The sequence below is a fragment of the Streptomyces pratensis genome, assembly GCF_037137275.1.
GTDB lineage: Bacteria > Actinomycetota > Actinomycetes > Streptomycetales > Streptomycetaceae > Streptomyces > Streptomyces pratensis_B.
The window spans coordinates 252783-273302 of record NZ_JBBBEN010000092.1 but is presented as its reverse complement, the minus strand read 5'-3'; the positions used below and the strand labels follow the sequence as shown (position 1 = coordinate 273302).

At 72.2% G+C, this 20520-nt stretch carries 14 protein-coding genes; 8 read left to right on the top strand and 6 right to left on the bottom strand.

Annotated elements, in window-relative coordinates:
- Positions 1–57 precede the first annotated feature (57 nt).
- From V9U70_RS18075 to V9U70_RS18055, 5 genes are all read left to right on the top strand, one after another.
- Positions 58–1230 (top strand): CDP-alcohol phosphatidyltransferase family protein, encoded by a 1173-nt coding sequence (locus V9U70_RS18075; protein WP_336676480.1) that lies wholly within the window; start codon positions 58–60, stop codon positions 1228–1230.
- On the top strand, positions 1227–5723 hold the full coding sequence (locus V9U70_RS18070; protein WP_336676479.1) for a bifunctional glycosyltransferase/CDP-glycerol:glycerophosphate glycerophosphotransferase: 4497 nt from the start codon (positions 1227–1229) through the stop codon (positions 5721–5723). Before V9U70_RS18075 ends, V9U70_RS18070 begins: the two co-directional genes overlap by 4 nt.
- A complete protein-coding gene (locus V9U70_RS18065; RefSeq protein WP_336676477.1) occupies positions 5714–6502 on the top strand; it encodes a rhamnogalacturonan acetylesterase in 789 nt (262 codons plus the stop codon). Before V9U70_RS18070 ends, V9U70_RS18065 begins: the two co-directional genes overlap by 10 nt.
- Entirely contained in the window at positions 6499–7239 is a 741-nt protein-coding gene (locus V9U70_RS18060) for an Ig-like domain-containing protein (protein ID WP_336676475.1), read from the top strand. The genes V9U70_RS18065 and V9U70_RS18060 overlap by 4 nt, the downstream gene beginning before the upstream one ends.
- A gap of 155 nt (positions 7240–7394) precedes the next feature.
- Positions 7395–8531, top strand: coding sequence for a phosphodiester glycosidase family protein (locus V9U70_RS18055; protein WP_336676474.1), 1137 nt, complete (start codon positions 7395–7397; stop codon positions 8529–8531).
- Between the two features lie 75 nt (positions 8532–8606).
- Here V9U70_RS18055 and V9U70_RS18050 read toward each other — a convergent pair whose 3' ends face one another.
- The 5 genes from V9U70_RS18050 to V9U70_RS18030 form a co-directional block, all read right to left on the bottom strand.
- Positions 8607–10736 carry a 3-hydroxyacyl-CoA dehydrogenase NAD-binding domain-containing protein gene (locus V9U70_RS18050; protein ID WP_336676472.1) on the bottom strand — a complete coding sequence of 710 codons (2130 nt, stop codon included), beginning with the start codon at positions 10734–10736 and terminating at the stop codon, positions 8607–8609.
- Positions 10733–11953 (bottom strand): thiolase family protein, encoded by a 1221-nt coding sequence (locus tag V9U70_RS18045; protein ID WP_336676471.1) that lies wholly within the window; start codon positions 11951–11953, stop codon positions 10733–10735. The genes V9U70_RS18050 and V9U70_RS18045 overlap by 4 nt, the downstream gene beginning before the upstream one ends.
- A 426-nt stretch (positions 11954–12379) precedes the next feature.
- Positions 12380–13654 carry a ribonuclease D gene (locus V9U70_RS18040; protein WP_336676469.1) on the bottom strand — a complete coding sequence of 425 codons (1275 nt, stop codon included), beginning with the start codon at positions 13652–13654 and terminating at the stop codon, positions 12380–12382.
- A 114-nt stretch (positions 13655–13768) separates the two neighbouring features.
- Positions 13769–14431, bottom strand: coding sequence for a helix-turn-helix transcriptional regulator (locus V9U70_RS18035; RefSeq protein ID WP_336676468.1), 663 nt, complete (start codon positions 14429–14431; stop codon positions 13769–13771).
- A gap of 211 nt (positions 14432–14642) precedes the next feature.
- Positions 14643–15302 (bottom strand): DUF3000 domain-containing protein, encoded by a 660-nt coding sequence (locus V9U70_RS18030; protein ID WP_336676466.1) that lies wholly within the window; start codon positions 15300–15302, stop codon positions 14643–14645.
- 202 nt (positions 15303–15504) lie between these two features.
- Between V9U70_RS18030 and hemE the strand changes: the two genes are divergently transcribed.
- Positions 15505–16518 carry a uroporphyrinogen decarboxylase gene (gene hemE / locus V9U70_RS18025; protein WP_336676851.1) on the top strand — a complete coding sequence of 338 codons (1014 nt, stop codon included), beginning with the start codon at positions 15505–15507 and terminating at the stop codon, positions 16516–16518.
- Between the two features lie 49 nt (positions 16519–16567).
- On the opposite strand, the gene V9U70_RS18020 is transcribed toward hemE, so the two are convergent.
- On the bottom strand, positions 16568–17944 hold the full coding sequence (locus V9U70_RS18020; RefSeq protein ID WP_336676849.1) for an FAD-dependent oxidoreductase: 1377 nt from the start codon (positions 17942–17944) through the stop codon (positions 16568–16570).
- 326 nt (positions 17945–18270) lie between these two features.
- On the opposite strand from V9U70_RS18020, the gene hemG reads away from it, so the two are divergent.
- Together hemG and hemQ are read left to right on the top strand one after the other, a co-directional pair.
- Positions 18271–19776: a protoporphyrinogen oxidase gene (hemG, locus tag V9U70_RS18015; RefSeq protein WP_419723993.1), complete on the top strand. Its 1506-nt coding sequence runs from the start codon at positions 18271–18273 to the stop codon at positions 19774–19776.
- Positions 19773–20501: a hydrogen peroxide-dependent heme synthase gene (hemQ, locus tag V9U70_RS18010; RefSeq protein ID WP_336676465.1), complete on the top strand. Its 729-nt coding sequence runs from the start codon at positions 19773–19775 to the stop codon at positions 20499–20501. Before hemG ends, hemQ begins: the two co-directional genes overlap by 4 nt.
- Positions 20502–20520: the final 19 nt, after the last annotated feature.

Sequence of the window (20520 nt, the reverse complement as noted above, 5' to 3'; positions counted from 1 at the left end):
TGTTCTCGCAAGCCGCTGGGGTCGCGTTGCTCGCCGGTATGCAAGGTCTGAGGGGTTATGGGGAAGCTGTCGCTGAAGGCTGTTCAGAAGCTGACGTGCAAGAAGCGCGACGCCTGGTGGACGGTCCTCCTGGTCGACCCCGTCGCCACCCGCATGCTGATCGGGATGGCCAAGTTCAAGTTCATCACCCCCAACCGGGTCACCTGGGCGGCGCTCTTCGTGGGCCTCGGGTCCGCCTACTTCTTCCTCAAGGGCGACGCCTGGTCGCTGGCGATCGGCGCGGCCCTTTACCACCTGAGCTTCATCCTCGACTGCATCGACGGCAAACTCGCCCGGCTCAAGGGCAACGGCACCGTCTTCGGCGGCTGGCTCGACTACGTCTTCGACCGCATCAGGGTCCTGTTCTGCGCGCTCGCCCTGATGGGCGGGCAGTACCTGCGCACCCACAACGAGCTCTACCTGCTGGCCGCCCTGGCCGTGGTCTTCCTCGACATGCTCCGGTACGTCGACGCCCTGCAGATCTACAAGATGCGCATGTCCATGCGCATGAAGATCGAGAAGGTGACGCTGGAGCGCAAGCGCCTGGAGGAGGAAGAGGCCGAGCGGCAGGAGCGCGCGGCCGCCCCCGAGCCCGACCAGCCGGGCGTCGTCTTCATCGAGGACCTGCTCAGGGAGAACCCCGGCGTGGAGGCCGAGGTCCTCAAGCAGCAACAGGGCGACGTGGTCGATCTGCACGCGCAGTTCCGCCACCGCTTCCCCTGGTACACCCGCTTCCGCCAGGCCCTTCTCGGCAGCCGCATCAGACCGCACCTCATCAGCGGCATCGAGTTCCAGATGTTCATCTTCATCGTGGCGCCCCTGATCAACCAGATCCTCTGGACGACGGCCGTCTCGGCCGCGGCCCTCGGCGCGTTCGAGCTGGTGATCATGTACAAGTTCTGGCTCTCCACCCGTGACTTCACCCGGCTCATGGAGAAGCTCGCTCCGACACCGCCCAGCGCCGGCACCATCGCCGAGCACCTGCACCGCGGCCGCCACCGCCGGGCCGGCGACCTCGGCGAGGAGGGCCGGCCGGAGACTCTCGCCCGGCAGTTCCCCCTGCCCGAGCAGGACGACGACCTGGGCTTCCAGCCCTACCCGCAGCCGTACCCGCAGCACGCTCAGGACATCGAGACCCAGCAGCTCAGAGCGTTGCCGTACTGGGTGGAGAACGAAGGTTCCGTACGATGAGTTCCCCGGTCGACCCGTCCGTGTTCACCGTCTCCGTGGTGGTCCCGGCATACAACGCGAGCGCCACCCTCGGACGGGCGCTGCGCTCCGCTCTCGCGCAGACCCACCGCAACGTCCAGGTGATCGTCGTCGACGACGCCTCGGCCGACGGCACGCTCACGGTGGCCCGGCAGTTCGCCGCCCAGGACCGCCGCGTGCAGATCATCGAGCGCCCGCAGAACAGCGGCGGGGTCGGAGCCCCGCGCAACGACGGCATCATGGCCGCCGCCGGCCAGTACGTCATGTTCCTCGACGCGGACGACGAACTCCCGCTCAAGGCCTGCGAGGAACTCCTCGCCTCCGCGGTGGCGACCGGGTCCCAGATCACCGCGGGCCGGACCCTGCGGGTCAACCTCAACACCGACGAGACCACCGTCTGGCAGCCCCAGCTCTACGCCGCGCCCCGTACCGTCGCCGGGCTGCGCGCGCTGCCCCAGCTCTTCGACGACCCGATCGCGGCGGGCAAGCTGTACCGGCTCGACTTCCTGCACGACAACGGGGTCCGCTTCCCCGAGGGCGTGTACTACGAGGACACCTACTTCTCGACCCTCGCCAACTACCGCGCCGCCTCTATCACGTTCATCACCGCGCCGGTCTACCGCTGGATGTGGGAGCGGGACTCCTCCGCCCCCTCCATCACCAACCGCCGCGGCGAACTGCGCAGCATCCAGGACCGGGTCGCCGTCCACCAGTACACGGACAACTTCCTGCGCCAGGTCGGCGAGCAGGAACTCCTGGCCCACAAGGTGGTGAAGTTCCTCTCGCACGACCTGCATCTGTACGCCCGCGAGCTCCGCTCCGGCGACGAGCGCTACCGGCAGGGCTTCGCCGGCGTCGTGGCGCCCTACCTGCGCTCCCTGGAACCCGCCGTCTACGAGCTGTGCGGCGTGCTGGAGCGGGTGCGGGCCTTCTGCCTCATCCACGAGCGGGTGGACCTCGCGCTGTCCGTCTCCGACTACGCACAGCGGCGCAGCGTGCTCAGCTCTGACCTGGTCGAGCGGGACGGCCGCGTCTACTGGTCGGAGTCGCTCCTGCACTTCCCCCGGGCGGAGCACTTCCTCGACGTCACCGACCTGGAGCTCACCGACAGGCCGCTCGGGGACGCCCGGCTCTTCAACCAGGCGACGGAACTGGAGATCAGGGACGGCGAACTCCACCTCTCCGGATTCATCCTCAACCAGTTCGGGAGGTTCTCCGAGGGGAAGGTCGAGCTCAAGGCCGTGCTACGGCTGCGCAGCACCAAGCGCGACCACGTCTTCCCGGTGAACGCGCTGGAGATCGACGACCACCGGGTGCACTACCAGTCGGTGCTCGACCTCGACTCCAGCGTCGGAGCCGCCGCCGACGACGGGGTCTGGAACCTCTTCGTCCAGATCCGCCACGCCGGCGCCCGCGCGACCACGACGGTCGCCGTGCACGGCCTCGACGTCACCCGCGACCGCTACCGGTCGCCCTCTGGCCCGATCGAGATGTACGAGACGGTCAGCGGCAACGTCGCCCTGCGGCCGGAGACCCGGGAGAGCTCCCGGCAGGACACCCGCCGGGGCACCCCCTGGCACTGGTGGCGCGGGGGCGAGGAGGTCGGGCCCCTGCCGGCCCTCCGCTCGTACCGGACGGCGCTGGTCGTCCACTGCCACAACGACGAGCACCATCTGTACGAATTCCTGCACTCGCTGGCGGCGCAGAGCCTCTTCGCCGAGACCCAGGTGGTCCTCGTGGACGAGGGCTCCACGGACCGTACGGCCGAACTGCTGGACAACTTCGCGGCCTACTACCGCAACTCCAGCGTGCTGCGGCTCCCCGCCCAGGGGGCCGCCGGCGCGTACGACCAGGGCCTGGCCCAGGTCTCCGCGCCGTACGTGCTGTTCGCCCGGGGGCGGGACATCCTGGGGGCCGACAGCCTGCGGCAGCTCACCGAATCGGCCTTCCAGCACGACGTCGACGTGGTGATCGGCAACTACGACACCTTCCCCGGGCCGCGGCGCAACGCCGACGAGCCGTGGAAGCGGTACTTCGGCAAGGGCGCGCGCGGACTGACCGACCTGGTCAAGAAGGCCCCCCACATGGTCTTCTCGACCGACCTCGGCAACAAGCTCTTCAGGGTCTCGCTGCTGCGCGGCCAGGGGCTCAGAGCCGCGGACGGCGGCCCGTTCGCCGACACCTGGCTGAGCCTGGTGGGGCTGGTGGCCGCCCGCTCCTTCAGCCTGGTCGACCGGTACGTCTACTTCGAGCGCGACCCCGCCCACAACGACTCGCTCTTCGACGTCGCCTGGAACGACCCGGTCAAGGTCCGGCAGCGGCTGCGGCTGAACCGCTTCCTGCTGGACTTCGCCGACCGGATCGAGGCCCCCTCCGCCCGGCTGATCCACCGCTTCGTGGTGCGCTCCTACCAGCCCTACCTGCGCAACTACCACCGCATCATGAACCGTGCGGAGATCGGCGAGGTCTTCGAGGAACTCTGCTCGGTCTACGCCAGGCTCCCCGAGGACCTGCTCCTCCAGTACGTCGTCCACCCGGTCTCCCGCATCCAGCACCACGCCGTGCGGACCCGCGACTTCCGGCTGTTCTGCGACCCGCTGGGCGGGGCGGAGTACGAGCCCCGGGTGCGGCTGGACGACGAGGGCATGTACCGGCAGCTGGCGGCCGACCCGGTGGCCTCCAGGCTGCTGCGGGTGGAGCGCCGGCGTGGCGTGCTCGAAAGCGTCCGCTACCGCGACGGAGAGCTGCAGTTCGAGGGCATCATGACGCTGACCGGCGTGGACCTCGCCCACCTCCTCACCAACCGTCTCGAACTCGTCTGCACGGACGGGACGCGGTCCGTGGCCATCGAGGCGGAGCAGGTCTACCGCCGCGACCGCTGGCGGGTCCGCAAGGAGCGGGACTGGTTCGGCGGCTGGCGCGCCTGCGCCGACCCCTCGGTCCTGGCCCCGCTCTCCGGACGCGACCTGACGGTGTCGCTCCGCTTCCACGACGGGGACCGGCACACGGACGCGCCCGTCAGCGCCCGGCTGATGCTGCACCGCTTCAAGGGCATGCGCCGCATCGGCAGGGACCGGCTGTGGCTCGGCGTCCGCGAGGACGACTCCGTGGTCTTCCGCTACTTCACCGGCGCCGTGAACAAGCTGCGCGGCCGCATCTGGCATCTGCTGCGCCAGGCCCGGGCCGCGCTGCCGGGCCGGCCCGGCTGGCGTACCCGCCTCGCGTACGTGCTGAGCTACCCGCGACTGCACCGCAAGAACATCTGGATCATCGGTGAGCGGGCCGACACGGCGCAGGACAACGCGTACCACCTGTTCCGCTGGATCAGGGAGAACCACCCGCGCCGCAAGGTCTACTACGCGATCAACGGCGACGCCAAGGACCGCGCCAAGGTCGCGCCGTACGGGCGGGTGCTGGACCGCACGTCCCGCAAGTACCGCGTGTACCTGCTGCACGCCAAGCGACTCATCAACCCCTATGACCTGGAGGCCTACCTCGGCTTCCCCGAACTGAGCAAGAGCTCCTTCCTGCGCGGCTACGGCGATCTGCTGAACTACCGCAGGGTCTTCCTCCAGCACGGGGTCACCTACAACGACGTGGCGCCCTCGGTCCACCACCAGGTCACCAGCGTGGACCTGCTCCTGACGGTGGGTCAGGCCGAGCGGTCGTACTTCGCCGAGCACTGCGGATACGGCTACGCACGGGTCGCGGCGGCCGGCTTCCCCCGCTTCGACGCGCTGAAGCCGGTGCGCACCGAACGCCCCAGGATTCTGCTGATGCCCACCTGGCGGCGGGACATCGTGGCGCCGTCGTACGACAAGGCGGCGAAGGCGAAGGTCCCGTTCGCCGCTTCGGAGTACTTCCGCTTCTTCTCCACCCTCCTGCGCGACGAGCGCCTGCTGAGCGTGCTCGAACAGTACGGGGTGGACCTGGAGTTCATGCCGCACTACGAGATCCGGCCCTACCTGCACCACTTCCGGATCGACCACCCGTCGGTCACGGTCACCGGTGACGGCCGGGACGTCCAACTGGCGATGCGCGAGTGCTCGCTGCTGGTCACCGACTACTCCTCCGTCTTCTTCGACGTGGCGTACATGGGGACGCCCATCGTGTACACGCCGTTCGACGAGGATGAGTTCTACGGCAACCACTACAAGCGGGGCTACTACGCGTTCGAGCGGGACGGGTTCGGTCCGGTCTGCCGCGACGTGGACTCCACGGTCCGCGAGATCATCCGGACGGTGCAGCGCGACTTCGCCGTCGAGCCCCAGTACCGGGCCCGGGTGGACGCCTTCTTCGGGCGTCGGGACACCGCGAACTCCGAGAGGGTCTTCCGGGCCATCGAAGGGCTCGAAGCGGCCGTGGAGAGCAGCCGGGCGGCCGACGCGCCGGCCGCGCCGAGGCCGATGCCCGACTCCGGGCCGGACAGCGGCGCGGAGTTCCGCGAGCAGGACCGGCACCGGGAATGGGCGTAGTGCGCCGCCGCCCGCGGACCCTGTTCCTCGCCGGTGACTCCAGCGTCGCGAGCCGTCAGCGCAGCCTCCAGCCCATGACGGGGTGGGGGCAGGCGCTCCCCCTCTTCCTCCGGGGCATCGACACCGTCAACTGCGCACGCGCCGGGGCCAGTGCCCGCAGCTTCGTGGAACGGGGCAGGCTGGGGTGGATTCTGCGGGAGGCCCGTCCGAGCGACCTGGTGCTGGTCTCCTTCGGCCTGATCGACATGAAGCACGCCGTGGGGCGCTTCGCCGAGCCGTTCACGGACTACCAGCGCTACCTCCGCCGCTGCGTCGGCGGCGCACGGGACCGGGGGGCCCACCCCGTGCTGGTCACCAGCCACGAACGCCGGGCCTTCGACGCCCAGGGCAACCTGCGGCGGCTGCTGGGCCTGTACCCGTTGGCGATGAAAGAGGTCGCGGAGGCGGACTCCGTACCGCTGATCGACCTCAACGAGTGGAGCGTTGGGCGGTGGAGAGGCGCCGGACCGCGGGCCACCCGGCGGATCTTCCTCCACCTGGAACCGGGGGAGCACCGCAACTTCCCCGACGGCGTGGCCGACAACACCCACTTGCGGGCGGCCGGAGCGATCGAGTGCGCCCGCTTCGTCGCCGGCGAGCTCCGCGACCGAGCGATCCTCGAACCCGACCGCTTCGCCCGCCTGGACAGCCCCGACGTCCCCGAGGACAGCGTCGAATGGCTGGAGGACCACGTCTTCGACGAGCTCACTCGCACCCGGACCCTGGAGGTCGTCACATGAACGACTGGCATCCGCTGGCACGTATTCAGGTCGCCCATCCCGAACGCACGGCGGTGTCGGCCGTACTGGAGCTGTACGCCGACACGGACCCCGCGCTCGCGGTCGTCCCCGGCCAGGAGATCCGACTGCACCTTCAGGTGACCCCGTCGGGCGGGCCCTACCGGTCCTACGGTTACATCTTCGACGACGTCGTGGCCGAGCACGCCACGATGACCAACCTCCAGGGCCTCGGCCACCTCCCCAACGGGCGGTACGCGACCTACGCCAGGGGGAACGAGCCGCGCGCCGTGACGGCCGTCCTCACGGTCGCCGACGACGCCCCGGAGGGCGCTGTCCTGCTGCCCAAGGTGTGCGTCGGGGTCATGTCCTACGCCGGGGAGAAGCTGGTGTCGTCCGCGCACATCACCGACGCCGGATTCCGGGTGCGGCGCTCCTGGCTCCCGGGCCGCAGCCTCGCGATACCGCCCGGTGGCCGGGCCGTCGTCGGCGTCGACCGCGCGGCGGCCGAGGCGGGGCTGCGGGTGGCCGGTGTGAGCCTCCCCCGGTACGGCGCGGTCACCGCGCTGGCGGACGGAACCATCACGTACATCGGAGTGCCGGGAGCCACCGGCTACGACCGCTTCTCCGTCTGCTACGAGAACGCCGCGGGAGCCCGCACCTGGTCCGAGGTGACGGTGTACGCCGGTGAGGACGTGGGCCGCGCCCCCGGACTCCTCCCCGGAGCCCACGCCGGATGAGGCGCCGGCGGTTCCTGGCCGCTTGGGCCGGGGCGTGGGCCTTGAGCGGGTGCGGCTCCGCCGACGGCCCGCCGCCCGACGACGCCCGCGGACCGTCCGAGGGAGCCTCGCCACCCAGGCCGGCCCGATCGCCGTCCGCCCCTCTGCCGTCCGGCGTGACCTACCTGGAGCACACGGTCCGGATGTCCGCGGGCCCGGTGCGCCACCAGGTCCTGGCCATCGCCCGCTCCGCGCCCGTCCGGGTGCTCCCGGTGCACGGCTCCCGGCTCGACTCCGCGGAGACCGTACGGTCCCTCGCCCGCGGCGCCGGGGCCGTCGCGGCCGTCAACGGGTCCTTCTTCGACATCCGCACGGGCGCCGCCTTCAGCGGCCACGACGGGGACCCGCTCGGGCTCCTGGTGGAGAACGGCACGCTGCTCAGCGAGGCGGCGAACGGGCGCACCGCCCTGCTGCTCGGGACGGGGGGCGAGGGACCGCGCATCGTCGAAGCCCGGTCCGTGATCCGGGTGACGGCCGCGGACGGCGCGGCTCGTCCGGTCGACGGCATCAACCGGGCGCCGGGGCGGATCGTCGGATGCGGGGGCGTCGGAGGAGACATCCTGGAGCGGACGGGACAGCCCACGACCGGCCCCGTCCACAACCAACTCTGCACGGACGGCGACGAGCTGGTCCTGTTCACCCCCCACTGGGGCCCCGTCACCCCCGCGGGCGGCGCCGACGCGGTGGAAGCCGTCCTGGCCTCCGACGGCCGCATCCTGCGTCTGCGCTCGGCCACCGGCCCCGTGCCCGCCGACGGCCGAGTCCTGCGGGGCATCGGGAACGGCGCGGCGTGGCTGCGCCGGCACGCCCGGGCCTCCACCGTCCTGGAGATCACCTCGCGGGTGTACGACGAGAAGGGTCGCCGCATCCCGGAGGAGGGCGCGGGAATGGTCGGGGCGGGCCCCCGGCTGCTGCGCGCCGGCGCGACGGACATCAACATCGAGGCCAACGGAGTGGCGACCACGGCCCTGGGGCAGCGCCATCCCCGGACCCTGGCCGGCGTCACGGCGGACGGCGCCCTGCTGCTCGTCACCGTCGACGGACGTGACCCCGGCGGCAGCGTCGGGGCGACCTTCGGCGAGGCCGCGGAACTGATGCGGTCGCTCGGCGCGCACGACGCCATGAACCTCGACGGCGGGGGCTCCACCACCATGATCGTGAACGGTGGACTCCGCAACCGCCCCCGGACCGGCGACGGTGCGACGGCGCGGGAGCGCCCGGTCGCCGACGCCCTGGTCGTCGTGCCCCTCTGACCCCGGTCAGGGAGGCGGGCACACGGAAACGGCCCGGCGCACTCATGGCGCGCCGGGCCGTCCTCCTGCCGCCCGTTACGCCGGGACGCTCGCCACGCCCTGCGCGAGGAACGGCTTGCCGTTGACCCGCTGAGAGACGCCCGAGCGGTCCAGGTACGGGGTGATGCCGCCCAGGTGGAAGGGCCAGCCCGCACCGGTGATCAGGCACAGGTCGATGTCCTGGGCCTCGGCGACGACGCCCTCGTCCAGCATCAGGCCGATCTCCTGCGCCACCGCGTCGAGCACGCGCTCACGCGTCTGCTCCTCTGTGAGGACGGTGTCGCCCTGCTGGAGGAGGGCCGCGACCTCGGGGTCGAGGACCGGGGCACCGGAGTCGTGGACGTAGAAGCCGCGCTTGCCGGCCTTCACGACCGCCGCGAGGTTCTGGGAGACGGTGAAGCGCTCCGGGAAGGCGCGGTTCAGGGTCTCGGACACGTGCAGGCCGATGGCCGGGCCGACCAGCTCCAGGAGCACCAGCGGGGACATCGGCAGGCCGAGCGGCTCGACGGCCCGCTCCGCCACCTCGACCGGTGTGCCCTCGTCGATGACGTTCTGGATCTCGCCCATGAAGCGGGTGAGGATGCGGTTGACGACGAACGCCGGGGCGTCCTTCACCAGGACCGCCGTCTTCTTCAGCTTGCGCGCCACGCCGAACGCCGTCGCCAGCGAGGCGTCGTCGGTCTGCTCGCCGCGGACGATCTCCAGCAGCGGCAGGATCGCGACCGGGTTGAAGAAGTGGAAGCCGACGACCCGCTCGGGGTGCTTCAGCTTCGAGGCCATCTCGGTCACCGACAGCGAGGAGGTGTTGGTGGCGAGGATCGCGTGCGCCGGGGCGACCGCCTCGACCTCGGCGAACACCTGCTGCTTGACGCCGATCTCCTCGAAGACGGCCTCGATGATGAAGTCCGCGTCCGCGAAGCCCTCGGCCTTGTCCAGGACGCCGGAGACCAGGCCCTTGAGGCGGTTGGCCTTGTCCTGGTTGACGCGACCCTTGCCGAGCAGCTTCTCGATCTCGGCGTGGACGTAGCCCACGCCCTTGTCGACGCGCTCCTGGTCGATGTCCGTGAGGACGACCGGCACCTCCAGGCGGCGCAGGAACAGCAGCGCCAGCTGGCTGGCCATCAGGCCCGCGCCCACGACGCCGACCTTGGTGACCGGGCGGGCCAGGCTCTTGTCCGGCGCGCCGGCCGGGCGCTTGGCACGCTTCTGGACCAGGTTGAAGGCGTAGATGCCGCTGCGCAGCTCGTCGCCCATGATCAGGTCGGCCAGCGCCTGGTCCTCGGCGTCGAAGCCGGCGCTCAGGTCGCCGTCCTTGGCCGCGGCGATGATGTTTAGCGCCCGGTACGCGGCCGGGGCCGCCCCGTGCACCTTGGAGTCGGCGACGGCCCGGCCGCGGGCGACGGCCTGGTCCCAGGCGTCACCGCGGTCGACCGTGGGACGCTCGACGGCGAGCTCCCCCTTGAGGACGGCCGCGGTCCAGGTCAGCGACTGCTCCAGGAAGTCCGCGCCCTCGAAGATCGCGTCGGCGATCCCGAGCTCGTAGACCTGCCGGCCCTTGAGCTGACGGTTCTGGTTCAGGGAGTTCTCGATGATCACCGAGACCGCGCGGTCGGCGCCGATCAGGTTCGGGAGGAGCGCACAGCCGCCCCAGCCGGGGACCAGGCCGAGGAAGACCTCGGGCAGGGAGAACGCCGGGATCGCCGTGGAGACGGTGCGGTAGGTGCAGTGCAGACCGACCTCGACACCGCCGCCCATCGCCGCGCCGTTGTAGTACGCGAACGTCGGGACCGCGAGGCCCGACAGACGGCGGAAGACGTCGTGGCCGCCCTTGCCGATCGCCAGGGCGTCCTCGTGACGGCCGAGCAGCTCGACGCCCTTGAGGTCGGCGCCGACGGCGAAGATGAACGGCTTGCCGGTGATGCCGACGCCGGTGATGGCGCCGTCGGACGCCTCCTTCTCGACCTGGTCGATCGCCGCGTTCAGGTTCGCCAGCGACTGCGGTCCGAAGGTGGTCGGCTTGGTGTGGTCCAGGCCGTTGTCCAGCGTGATGAGCGCGAACCTGCCGGCGCCGGACGGCAGGTCCAGGTGGCGTACGTGCGCCTGCGTGACGACCTCGCCGGGGAACAGCTCGGCCGCACCCTTCAGAAGCTCAGTGGTGGAGCTCACTTGCTGCCTCCGTCGAAATTCGGGTTCTCCCAGATGACCGTGGCGCCCATGCCGAAGCCGACGCACATCGTCGTCAGGCCGTAGCGGACCTCGGGCTGCTCCTCGAACTGCCGGGCCAGCTGCGTCATGAGCCGGACACCGGAGGAGGCGAGCGGGTGACCGTAGGCGATCGCGCCGCCGTACTGGTTGACGCGGGCGTCGTCGTCGGCGATGCCGTAGTGCTCCAGGAAGGCGAGCACCTGCACGGCGAAGGCCTCGTTGATCTCGAAGAGACCGATGTCGGAGATCGAGAGACCGGCCTTGGCCAGCGCCTTCTCGGTCGCCGGGATCGGGCCGTAACCCATGACCTCCGGCTCCACGCCCGCGAAGGCGTAGGAGACGAGGCGCATCTTGACCGGGAGGCCCAGCTCGCGGGCGACGTCCTCTGCGGCGAGCAGGGAGGCCGTGGCGCCGTCGTTGAGCCCCGCGGCGTTACCGGCCGTCACACGGCCGTGCGGGCGGAAGGGGGTCTTCAGGCCCGCCAGGGACTCCATCGAGGTGCCCGGGCGCATCGGCTCGTCGGCGGTGACCAGGCCCCAGCCCGTCTCGCCCGCCTCTGCGTCGGTGCGGCGCACCGAGACCGGTACCAGGTCCTGCTGGATCTTGCCCTCGGCGTAGGCCTTGGCGGCCTTCTCCTGCGAGCGCACCGCGTAGGCGTCGGTGCGCTGCTTGGTGATCGTGGGGTAGCGGTCGTGCAGGTTCTCCGCGGTCATGCCCATGAAGAGGGCGGACTCGTCGACCAGCTTCTCCGACACGAAGCGCGGGTTCGGGTCGACGCCCTCGCCCATCGGGTGCCGGCCCATGTGCTCGACGCCCCCGGCCACGACGACGTCGTACGCGCCGAAGGCGATGGAGCCGGCCGTCGAGGTGACGGCGGTCAGCGCGCCCGCGCACATGCGGTCGATCGAGTAACCGGGGACGGACTGCGGCAGACCGGCCAGGATTCCGGCGGTGCGGCCGAGCGTGAGCCCCTGGTCGCCGATCTGGGTGGTCGCGGCGATGGCGACCTCGTCGATCGTCGCGGGGTCCAGGTCCGGGTTGCGGCGCAGCAGCTCCCGGATGGCCTTCACGACGAGATCGTCGGCGCGGGTCTCGTGGTAGATGCCCTTGGGGCCCGCTTTGCCGAACGGGGTGCGGACGCCGTCGACGAAGACGACGTCCCGGATGGTACGAGGCACGGTGGCTCTCCTCCAGGGTGCGGGATGGCACTGCTGCGGGGCACGTCACGGGGACGCGCCGCCTCCCATCATGCTACTTGCGGGTAACCAGACTGCCCACCCCCTGCGGCCGGAGCGTCGAAGGTCACACCCCGTCGGCGGCCGATGGCGGGCTGTCGCGCCGCCGCCCTACGGGCTCTCCCACCCCTCGCCGCCACCTTCGCGGCAGCACCTCACGCGCCCTGCGGGGCGGTGCAACCTGGCGTGATTTCGCCCCTCCGCGCCCTGCCCGCCCTGGCGGACGCGTGCTGTGCGTCACCGGCCGCCTCCGCTGCGGCGCCTTACCGGGGGGCCTTGGCCGTGCTCCCGTGCCGGGCCCCGGTCGGATTCCGGCCGGGAGGACGCGAAACCCCCCGGCCGGTGGCCGGGGGGTTTGAGCGGGCGGGATCAGGCGCCGGTGTTCAGGGCCTCGGTCAGCAGGGGCGCCACCTGCTGGATCTGCCAGTTCCGGGCCCCGTACCCGGCGAGGGCCTCCTCGACGGCGCCCGGCGTCGGGCTCTGCGGCGGCTCCCAGCAGATCCGGCGCACGGTGTCCGGAGTGATCAGGTTCTCCTGCGGCATGTTGAGGCGCTCGGCCAGCTCGGACACGGCGGCGCGGGCGGCCGAGAGCCGGGCGGCGGCGGCCGGGTCCTTGTCGGCCCAGGAACGCGGCGGGGGCGGGCCGGCCGGCTGCTGGCCGGGCTGCGGAAGCTCCGACTCCGGCAGCGCCCTGGCCCGCTCCACAGCGGCTTGCCACTGCTCCAGCTGGCGGCGTCCCATGCGGTGGCCGAATCCCGGCAGCGCGGTCAGCGCCTGCACGTTGAGCGGCAGGGCGAGGGCGGCCTCGACGATCGCGGCGTCCCCGAGCACCTTGCCCGGAGAGACGTCGCGGCGCTGGGCGACCTGGTCCCGGGTGTTCCACAGCTCGCGGACGACCGCCATCTGACGGCGTCGGCGCACCTTGTGCATGCCCGACGTGCGGCGCCAGGGGTCCTTGCGGGGCGGGGCGGGCGGCGCGGCGGCGATGGCGTCGAACTCCTCCCGCGCCCACTCCAGCTTGCCCTGCCGCTCCAGCTCCTCCTCCAGCGCGTCGCGCAGGTCGATCAGGAGCTCCACGTCCAGCGCGGCGTAGCGCAGCCAGGGCTCGGGGAGCGGCCGGGTGGACCAGTCCACCGCGGAGTGCCCCTTCTCCAGGGCGTAACCGAGGACGTTCTCCACCATCGCGCCGAGGCCGACGCGCGGGAAGCCCGCGAGCCGTCCCGCCAGCTCGGTGTCGAAGAGAGAGGTGGGGGTCATGCCTATGTCGCGCAGGCACGGCAGGTCCTGGGTGGCGGCGTGCAGAATCCACTCGGCGCCCGACAGGGCGGAGCCGAGCCCGGAGAGGTCGGGGCAGCCGACCGGGTCGACGAGGGCGCTGCCCGCGCCCTCACGGCGCAGCTGGACGAGGTAGGCGCGCTGGCCGTAGCGGTAGCCGGAGGCGCGCTCGGCGTCCACGGCCACCGGGCCGGTGCCCGCGGCGAAGGCCGCGATCACCTCCGCGAGCGCGTCGTCGGACGTCACCACCGGGGGAATGCCCTCGCGTGGTTCGAGCAAGGGGATCGGCGCCGGGGCGACGTCGGCCGGGGGAGCGCCCCCGGTGGTTCGCAGTGAAGTGTCTGCTGCGGTCTCTTGGGCGTCGGTCACGGGTCAAGGGTATCGGTGTCTGCACGGAGCCCGTCGACGGAACGTTCCGTCGACGGGCGGCCATGCGCGTATTCCAGCCGGGGACGCATCGGTGCACGTCCCGGTGGGGTGCGGTCAGTGGATGATGCCCGTCCGCAGGGCGACGGCGACCATTCCCGCGCGGTCGCCGGTGCCGAGCTTGCGGGCGATCCGGGCGAGGTGGGACTTGACGGTCAGGGCGGAGAGGCCCATCGAGACGCCGATGGCCTTGTTGGACTGGCCTTCGGCGACCAGGCGGAGCACCTCCACCTCACGGCCGGACAGTTCGCGGTAGCCGCCCGGGTGGCTCGGGGAGCCGGGAGGCCTGCGGTGCATACGGGCTGCGTTGGCGCCGATCGGTGCGACGCCGGGGCGGGCGGGGTGGCCGATGTTGTTGCGGGTGCCGGTGACGACGTAGCCCTTCACGCCGCCCGCGAGGGCGTTGCGAACGGCGCCGATGTCGTCGGCGGCGGAGAGGGCGAGACCGTTGGGCCAGCCTGCGGCTCGGGTCTCGGACAGCAGGGTCAGCCCGGAACCGTCGGGCAGGTGGACGTCGGCAACGCAGATGTCGCGCGGACTGCCGACGCGGGGACGGGCCTCCGCGATGGACGACGCCTCGATGACGTCACGTACTCCGAGGGCCCACAGATGGCGGGTGACGGTGGAACGGACGCGCGGGTCGGCCACGACGACCATGGCCGTCGGCTTGTTCGGGCGGTAGGCGACCAGGCTTGCGGGCTGCTCGAGGAGAACGGACACCAGGCCTCCTGGGGGAGTGGCGGGACGGGCCGGCTCGGGGGATGTTGCGGGGGGCGAACCGTGCTTGAAGGGTCATTGACCTCTTCGGCAGCCGACCCGTCCTCCTTTAGGGGAAGATCGCGAATTGATGCGTAACAATTCGGGCAAATAGGACGCGCGATCGATTGTACGAAAAGCGAGCCGGTGTCTGTGCGACGCAGGTGACGGAGGGTCAGGGAACCTGCGGCCCGCGCCGCTGCGGCAGCGTCACCACCGCCGCGTCCGCCGGGTCCGACGGCGGCAGGCCCGCGATCTGGCACAGCAGATCGCCCCAGGCCATCAGGTGCGACGCCGTGTCCGGCACCCCGCCCCGCCCCTCCCGGGGCGTCCAGGACGCCCGGATCTCGATCTGGGTCGCGGGCCGGCGCTCGGCCAGTGCGCCGAAGTAGTGCGATCCGGCGCGCGTCACCGTCCCGCCGGCTTCCCCGTAAAGCAGGCCCCGCGCCTCCAGCGCCCCGGTGAGCCAGGACCAGCACACCTCCGGCAGCAACGGGTCCGCGGCCATCTCCGGCTCCAGCTCCGCCCGGACCAGCGTCACCAGCCGGAAGGCGCCCTGCCAGGCCTCGTGCCCCGCCGGATCGTGGAGCAGGACGAGCCGGCCGTCGGCGAGATCGTCCTCGCCGTCCACCACCGCCGCCTCCAGGGCGTACGCGTGCGGCGCGAGGCGCTGGGGCGGCCTGGTCGGCTCCACCTCCAGCTCCGGGCGCAGCCGGGCGGAGCGCAGCGCGTCGATCGCCGTGAGGAAGGCGGGCGGGACGGAGGGGCCCTCCGCGCCGCCCTTGCCGTCAGCACCATCAGAATGATCGGAAAATTGTCCCTGAGCCGGAGCCATGCCGGGAAGAGTAGGCGGAAGCCGGGCCTCGCGCAGGGAGAGACACCCTGCGGGGCCGGGCTCCTTCGGCGCGCGTGCGAAGATTCTGTGCGTGAGTGCCAACGACCTTCCCTCAGAGCCCAGCCCCGCCCGATCGCGGGAGACCCTCTCCCCGGGCCGGCGGACGGACACCCCCGCCGGCGACGCCGCCACCCGCGACTCGGTGTTCCTCCGGGCCTGCCGTCGCGAGCCCGTGTCCCACACGCCGGTCTGGTTCATGCGCCAGGCGGGGCGCTCGCTGCCCGAGTACCTGAAGGTCCGCGAGGGCATCGCGATGCTCGAGTCGTGCATGATGCCGGAGCTCGTCGCCGAGATCACGATGCAGCCCGTGCGCCGCCACAAGGTCGACGCCGCGATCTACTTCAGCGACATCGTCGTGCCCCTCAAGGCCATCGGCATCGACCTCGACATCAAGCCCGGCGTCGGCCCCGTCATCGCCGAGCCGATCCGCACCCGAGCCGACCTGGCCCGGCTGCGCGACCTCACCCCCGAGGACGCCCCGTACGTCACCGAGGCCATCGGCATGCTCACCGCAGAGCTGGGCGCCACCCCGCTCATCGGCTTCGCCGGGGCCCCCTTCACCCTCGCCAGCTACCTGGTCGAGGGCGGTCCCTCGCGCAACCACGAGCGCACCAAGGCCATGATGTACGGCGACCCGCAGCTCTGGGCCGACCTGGTCGACCGGCTCGCCGAGATCACCGGCGCCTTCCTCAAGGTGCAGATCGAGGCCGGCGCCTCCGCCGTGCAGCTCTTCGACTCCTGGGTCGGCGCGCTCGCCCCCGCCGACTACCGCCGCGCGGTGCTGCCCGCCTCCGCGAAGGTCTTCGACGCCATCGCCCCCTACGGCGTCCCCCGCATCCACTTCGGCGTCGGCACCGGCGAACTGCTCGGGCTCATGGGCGAGGCCGGGGCGGACGTCGTCGGCGTCGACTGGCGGGTCCCGCTGGACGAGGCCGCGCGCCGCGTCGGCCCCGGAAAGGCGCTCCAGGGCAACCTCGATCCGGCGGTGCTGTTCGCGCCGACCCCCGCGGTCGAGGAGAAGACCCGCGAGGTGCTGGACGCCGCCGCGGGCCTGGAGGGCCACATCTTCAACCTCGGCCACGGCGTCATGCCGTCGATGGACCCTGACGCCCTCAGCCGGCTCGTGGAGTACGTGCACACGCGGACCGCGCGCTGAGCCGGGCCCGGGGCGCCCGGGCGGTCCCCGCCCCCGCGCCCCGGGCCCCTCAGGCCGCCCCGGCGCCCCGCACCGCCGCCACCGTCCTGCGGGCCGCCACCAGCACCGGGTCCCACACCGGCGAGAACGGCGGGGCGTACCCCAGATCGAGCGCCGTCATCTGCTCCACCGTCATGCCGGCCGTCAGCGCCACCGCCGCCACGTCCACGCGCTTGGCCGCCCCCTCACGGCCCACGATCTGCACCCCGAGCAGTCGGCCCGTGCGGTACTCCGCGATCATCTTCACCGTCATCGGCTCCGCCCCCGGGTAGTAGCCCGCCCGCCCGGTCGACTCGACGGTCGCCGTGACGTAGCGCAGCCCGACCGCGCGGGCGTCCTTCTCCCGCAGCCCGGTCCGGCCGATCTCCAGGTCGCAGACCTTGCTCACCGCCGTGCCGACCACGCCCGGGAACGTTCCGTAGCCGCCTGCGACGTTGGAACCGATCACCTGGCCGTGCTTGTTGGCGTGGGTGCCGAGCGCGATGTGCCGGGAGCGGCCCGCCACCAGGTCCAGGACCTCCACGCAGTCGCCGCCCGCCCAGATGTCCTCATGGCCCCGCACCCGCATCGCCGGATCGGTGAGCAGCCCGCCGTGCGCCCCCACCGGCAGCCCCGCCTCCCGGGCGAGCGCGGTCTCCGGCTCGACGCCGATGCCCAGGACCACCACGTCCGCCGGGTAGGCCCGCGCCTCCGTCGTCACCTCGCGCACCCGTCCGTCGGGCCCCGCGACGATCCCGGTGACCGCCGCCCCGTCGACCGTGACGATGCCCAGCCCGTCCATCGCCTCGTGCACGAGCCGCCCCATGTCCGGGTCGAGGGTCGACATCGGCTGCTCGCCCCGGTTGAGCACGGTCACCTCGAAACCGCGCTTCAGCATCGCCTCGGCCATCTCGACGCCGATGTACCCCGCGCCCACCACGACCGCGTGCCGCCCCGGCGCGTTCTCCGGGGCGCCCATCGAGTCCAACAGCGCCTGCCCGTCGTCCAGCGTCTGCACCCCGTGCACCCCGGCCGCGTCCATACCGGGCAGCGCCGGGCGCACCGGACGGGCCCCGGTGGCGATCACCAGCTTGTCGTAGCCCGTCCAGTACGTCTCGCCGCTCTCCCGGTCCAGCGCCCGCACCCGCCGCCCCGCCACATCGATCCGCGTCACCTCGGTCCGCATCCGCAGATCGATGTTCCGCGCCCGGTGCTCCTGCGGGGTGCGGGCGATCAGGTCGTCACGCCGCTCGACGTCGCCGCTCACCCAGTACGGGATGCCGCAGGCGGAGTACGAGGCGAAGTGCCCACGCTCGAAGGCGACGATCTCCAGCGCGTCGGGCCCCTTCAGCCTGCGGGCCTGGGACGCGGCGGACATGCCCGCCGCGTCCCCGCCGATGACCACCAGTCGCTCCGCTGCCCTGCCGGGCCCCTTTCGCCGTGTCCGGGAGCCCACGCTACGGCGCTCAGAGGGCCGGCGGGGCCTCCGGCCCGGCCCCGGACGCCTGCGCGGGCCGCCGGGCCTCCCCGCGGCCCGCGCAGCGCCCGCCGGGCCGCCGGCCCCAGCGCGGCGGCGACGGCCTCCGGCACGCTCTTCACCTCGGTACCGACTGGCCGCCCTACAAAGGTGGTTGACCGTGCCGGTTCGACGTGGCCGCCGCTCGTCCGGCTGCCGACCGGTGGTTCTTCAGCGGTCGCGATCACGTTGCGGAACGGGTTTGAGAGAGTGGACCCATGCAGCGTTCTCATCAGCGTGCGGACACGCCCACGGGCCACGTCGTCGTCATCGGCGGCGGCATCGCCGGTCTGGCCGCCGCCCACCGGCTGGTCGCCACCGGGCTGCGGGTCACCCTCCTGGAGGGGGCGGACCGCCTCGGCGGCAAGCTCATGACCGGCGAGATCGCGGGCGTCCAGGTCGACCTGGGGGCCGAGTCGATGCTCGCCCGGCGACCGGAGGCGGTCGGCCTGGCGGGCGAGGTCGGACTGGCCGACCGGCTCCAGCCGCCCGCCACCGCCACCGCCTCGCTGTGGACCCGCGACGCGCTGCGGCCGATGCCCCAGGGGCACGTCATGGGCGTCCCCGGCGACCCGGCGGCCCTCGGCGGCGTCCTGTCCCCGGAGGGCCTGGCCCGGATCGCGCGGGAGCGCGACCTCGCCCCGGCCGCCGTCGGCGACGACGTCGCGGTCGGCGCGTACGTCGCCGACCGGCTCGGTCACGAGGTCGTGGACCGGCTGGTGGAGCCGCTCCTCGGCGGGGTCTACGCGGGGGACGCGTACCGGATCTCGATGCGCGCCGCCGTACCCCAGCTCTTCGAGGCGGTGAAGGAGGGCGGCCCGCTGCTGGAGAGCGTGCGCCGGGTCCAGGAGAGGGCCGCCGCGCGGCAGCGGACGGGACCGGTCTTCCAGGGCATCCGGGGCGGCCTCGGCACCCTCCCGGGCGCCGTCGGGGACGCCGTGCGGGCCGGCGGCGGAGAGATCCGCACCGAGACGCCCGTCCTCGGCCTGACCCGTACGGACGGGGGCTGGGCCGTCCGCACGGAGACCGGGACGATCGCCGCCGACGGCATCGTCCTGGCCACTCCCGCCTGGTCCGCCGCCACCCTGCTCGCCGCCGAGTGCCCGGCCGCCTCCGCCGAGCTGTCCGCCGTCGAGTACGCCTCGATGGCCCTGGTCACCCTGGCCTTCCGGCGCTCCGACATCGAGGCGAACGAGGCCCTGCGCGGCCGCTCGGGCTTCCTGGTGCCGCCGGTCGACGGCCGCACCATCAAGGCCTCCACCTTCTCCAGCAACAAGTGGTCGTGGGTCGCCGACGCGGCCCCCGGCCTCTTCGTGCTCCGTACCTCCGTCGGCCGGTACGGCGAGGAGGACCACCTGCAACGCGAGGACGGCGAGCTCGTCGCGGTGTCCCTGCGCGACCTCGCCGCCGCCACCGGGCTCACCGCACGGCCCGTGGACACCGAGGTCACCCGCTGGACAGGCGGCCTGCCGCAGTATCCGGTCGGCCACCTCGGCCGGGTCGCCCGCATCCGCGACGAGGTCGCCCGGCTTAAGGCCCTGCGGGTCTGCGGCGCGGTCTACGACGGAGTCGGCATCCCCGCCTGCATCGGCGGCGCCCAGCGTGCGGCGGACGAGATCAGCCGCGATCTCGGAGGACGGCACGGGACCGGCGCCGGGGGAGATCATCGCCACGCCGACCCTGGTTCGGGGCACGGGGAGCGAGGCGGGACAATAGCCGTATGAGTGCTCCTGAGACTGCGACATCAAGCAAGAGTCCGAACGCCGGCAAGAAGGCCAAGGACCTCAACGAGGTCATCCGCTACACCCTGTGGTCGGTCTTCAAGCTGCGCGACGTGCTGCCGCTGGACCGCGCGGAGTACGCCGACGAGGTCCAGGAGCTGTTCGACCAGCTCGCGGCCAAGGACGTCACCGTCCGCGGCACGTACGACCTGTCCGGTCTGCGGGCCGACGCCGACCTCATGATCTGGTGGCACGCCGAGACCTCGGACGAGCTCCAGGAGGCGTACAACCTCTTCAGGCGCACCCGGCTCGGCCGCGCGCTCGACCCGGTGTGGTCGAACATGGCGCTGCACCGTCCGGCCGAGTTCAACAAGTCGCACATCCCGGCGTTCCTCGCCGACGAGACGCCGCGCGACTACATCAGCGTCTACCCCTTCGTGCGGTCCTACGACTGGTACCTGCTGCCCGACGAGGACCGCCGCCGCATGCTCTCCGACCACGGCAAGATGGCCCGGGGCTACCCCGACGTCCGGGCCAACACCGTCGCCTCGTTCTCGCTGGGCGACTACGAGTGGATTCTCGCGTTCGAGGCGGACGAGCTGTACCGCATCGTCGACCTGATGCGTCACCTGCGCGCCTCCGAGGCACGCCTCCACGTGCGCGAGGAGGTCCCGTTCTACACGGGCCGCAGGAAGAGCGTCACAGACCTGGTGGCCGGGCTCGCATAACCAGCGCGTCCCGCACCCA

What these genes read in the sequence shown, in the direction of transcription:
- hemG (WP_419723993.1), top strand. Translation starts at nt 18,271, where the DNA reads ATGCAGCGTTCTCATCAGCGTGCGGACACGCCCACGGGCCACGTCGTC.
- V9U70_RS18030 (WP_336676466.1), bottom strand. Translation starts at nt 15,302, where the DNA reads ATGGCTCCGGCTCAGGGACAATTTTCCGATCATTCTGATGGTGCTGAC.
- hemQ (WP_336676465.1), top strand. Translation starts at nt 19,773, where the DNA reads ATGAGTGCTCCTGAGACTGCGACATCAAGCAAGAGTCCGAACGCCGGC.
- V9U70_RS18065 (WP_336676477.1), top strand. Translation starts at nt 5,714, where the DNA reads ATGGGCGTAGTGCGCCGCCGCCCGCGGACCCTGTTCCTCGCCGGTGAC.
- V9U70_RS18075 (WP_336676480.1), top strand. Translation starts at nt 58, where the DNA reads ATGGGGAAGCTGTCGCTGAAGGCTGTTCAGAAGCTGACGTGCAAGAAG.
- V9U70_RS18060 (WP_336676475.1), top strand. Translation starts at nt 6,499, where the DNA reads ATGAACGACTGGCATCCGCTGGCACGTATTCAGGTCGCCCATCCCGAA.
- V9U70_RS18070 (WP_336676479.1), top strand. Translation starts at nt 1,227, where the DNA reads ATGAGTTCCCCGGTCGACCCGTCCGTGTTCACCGTCTCCGTGGTGGTC.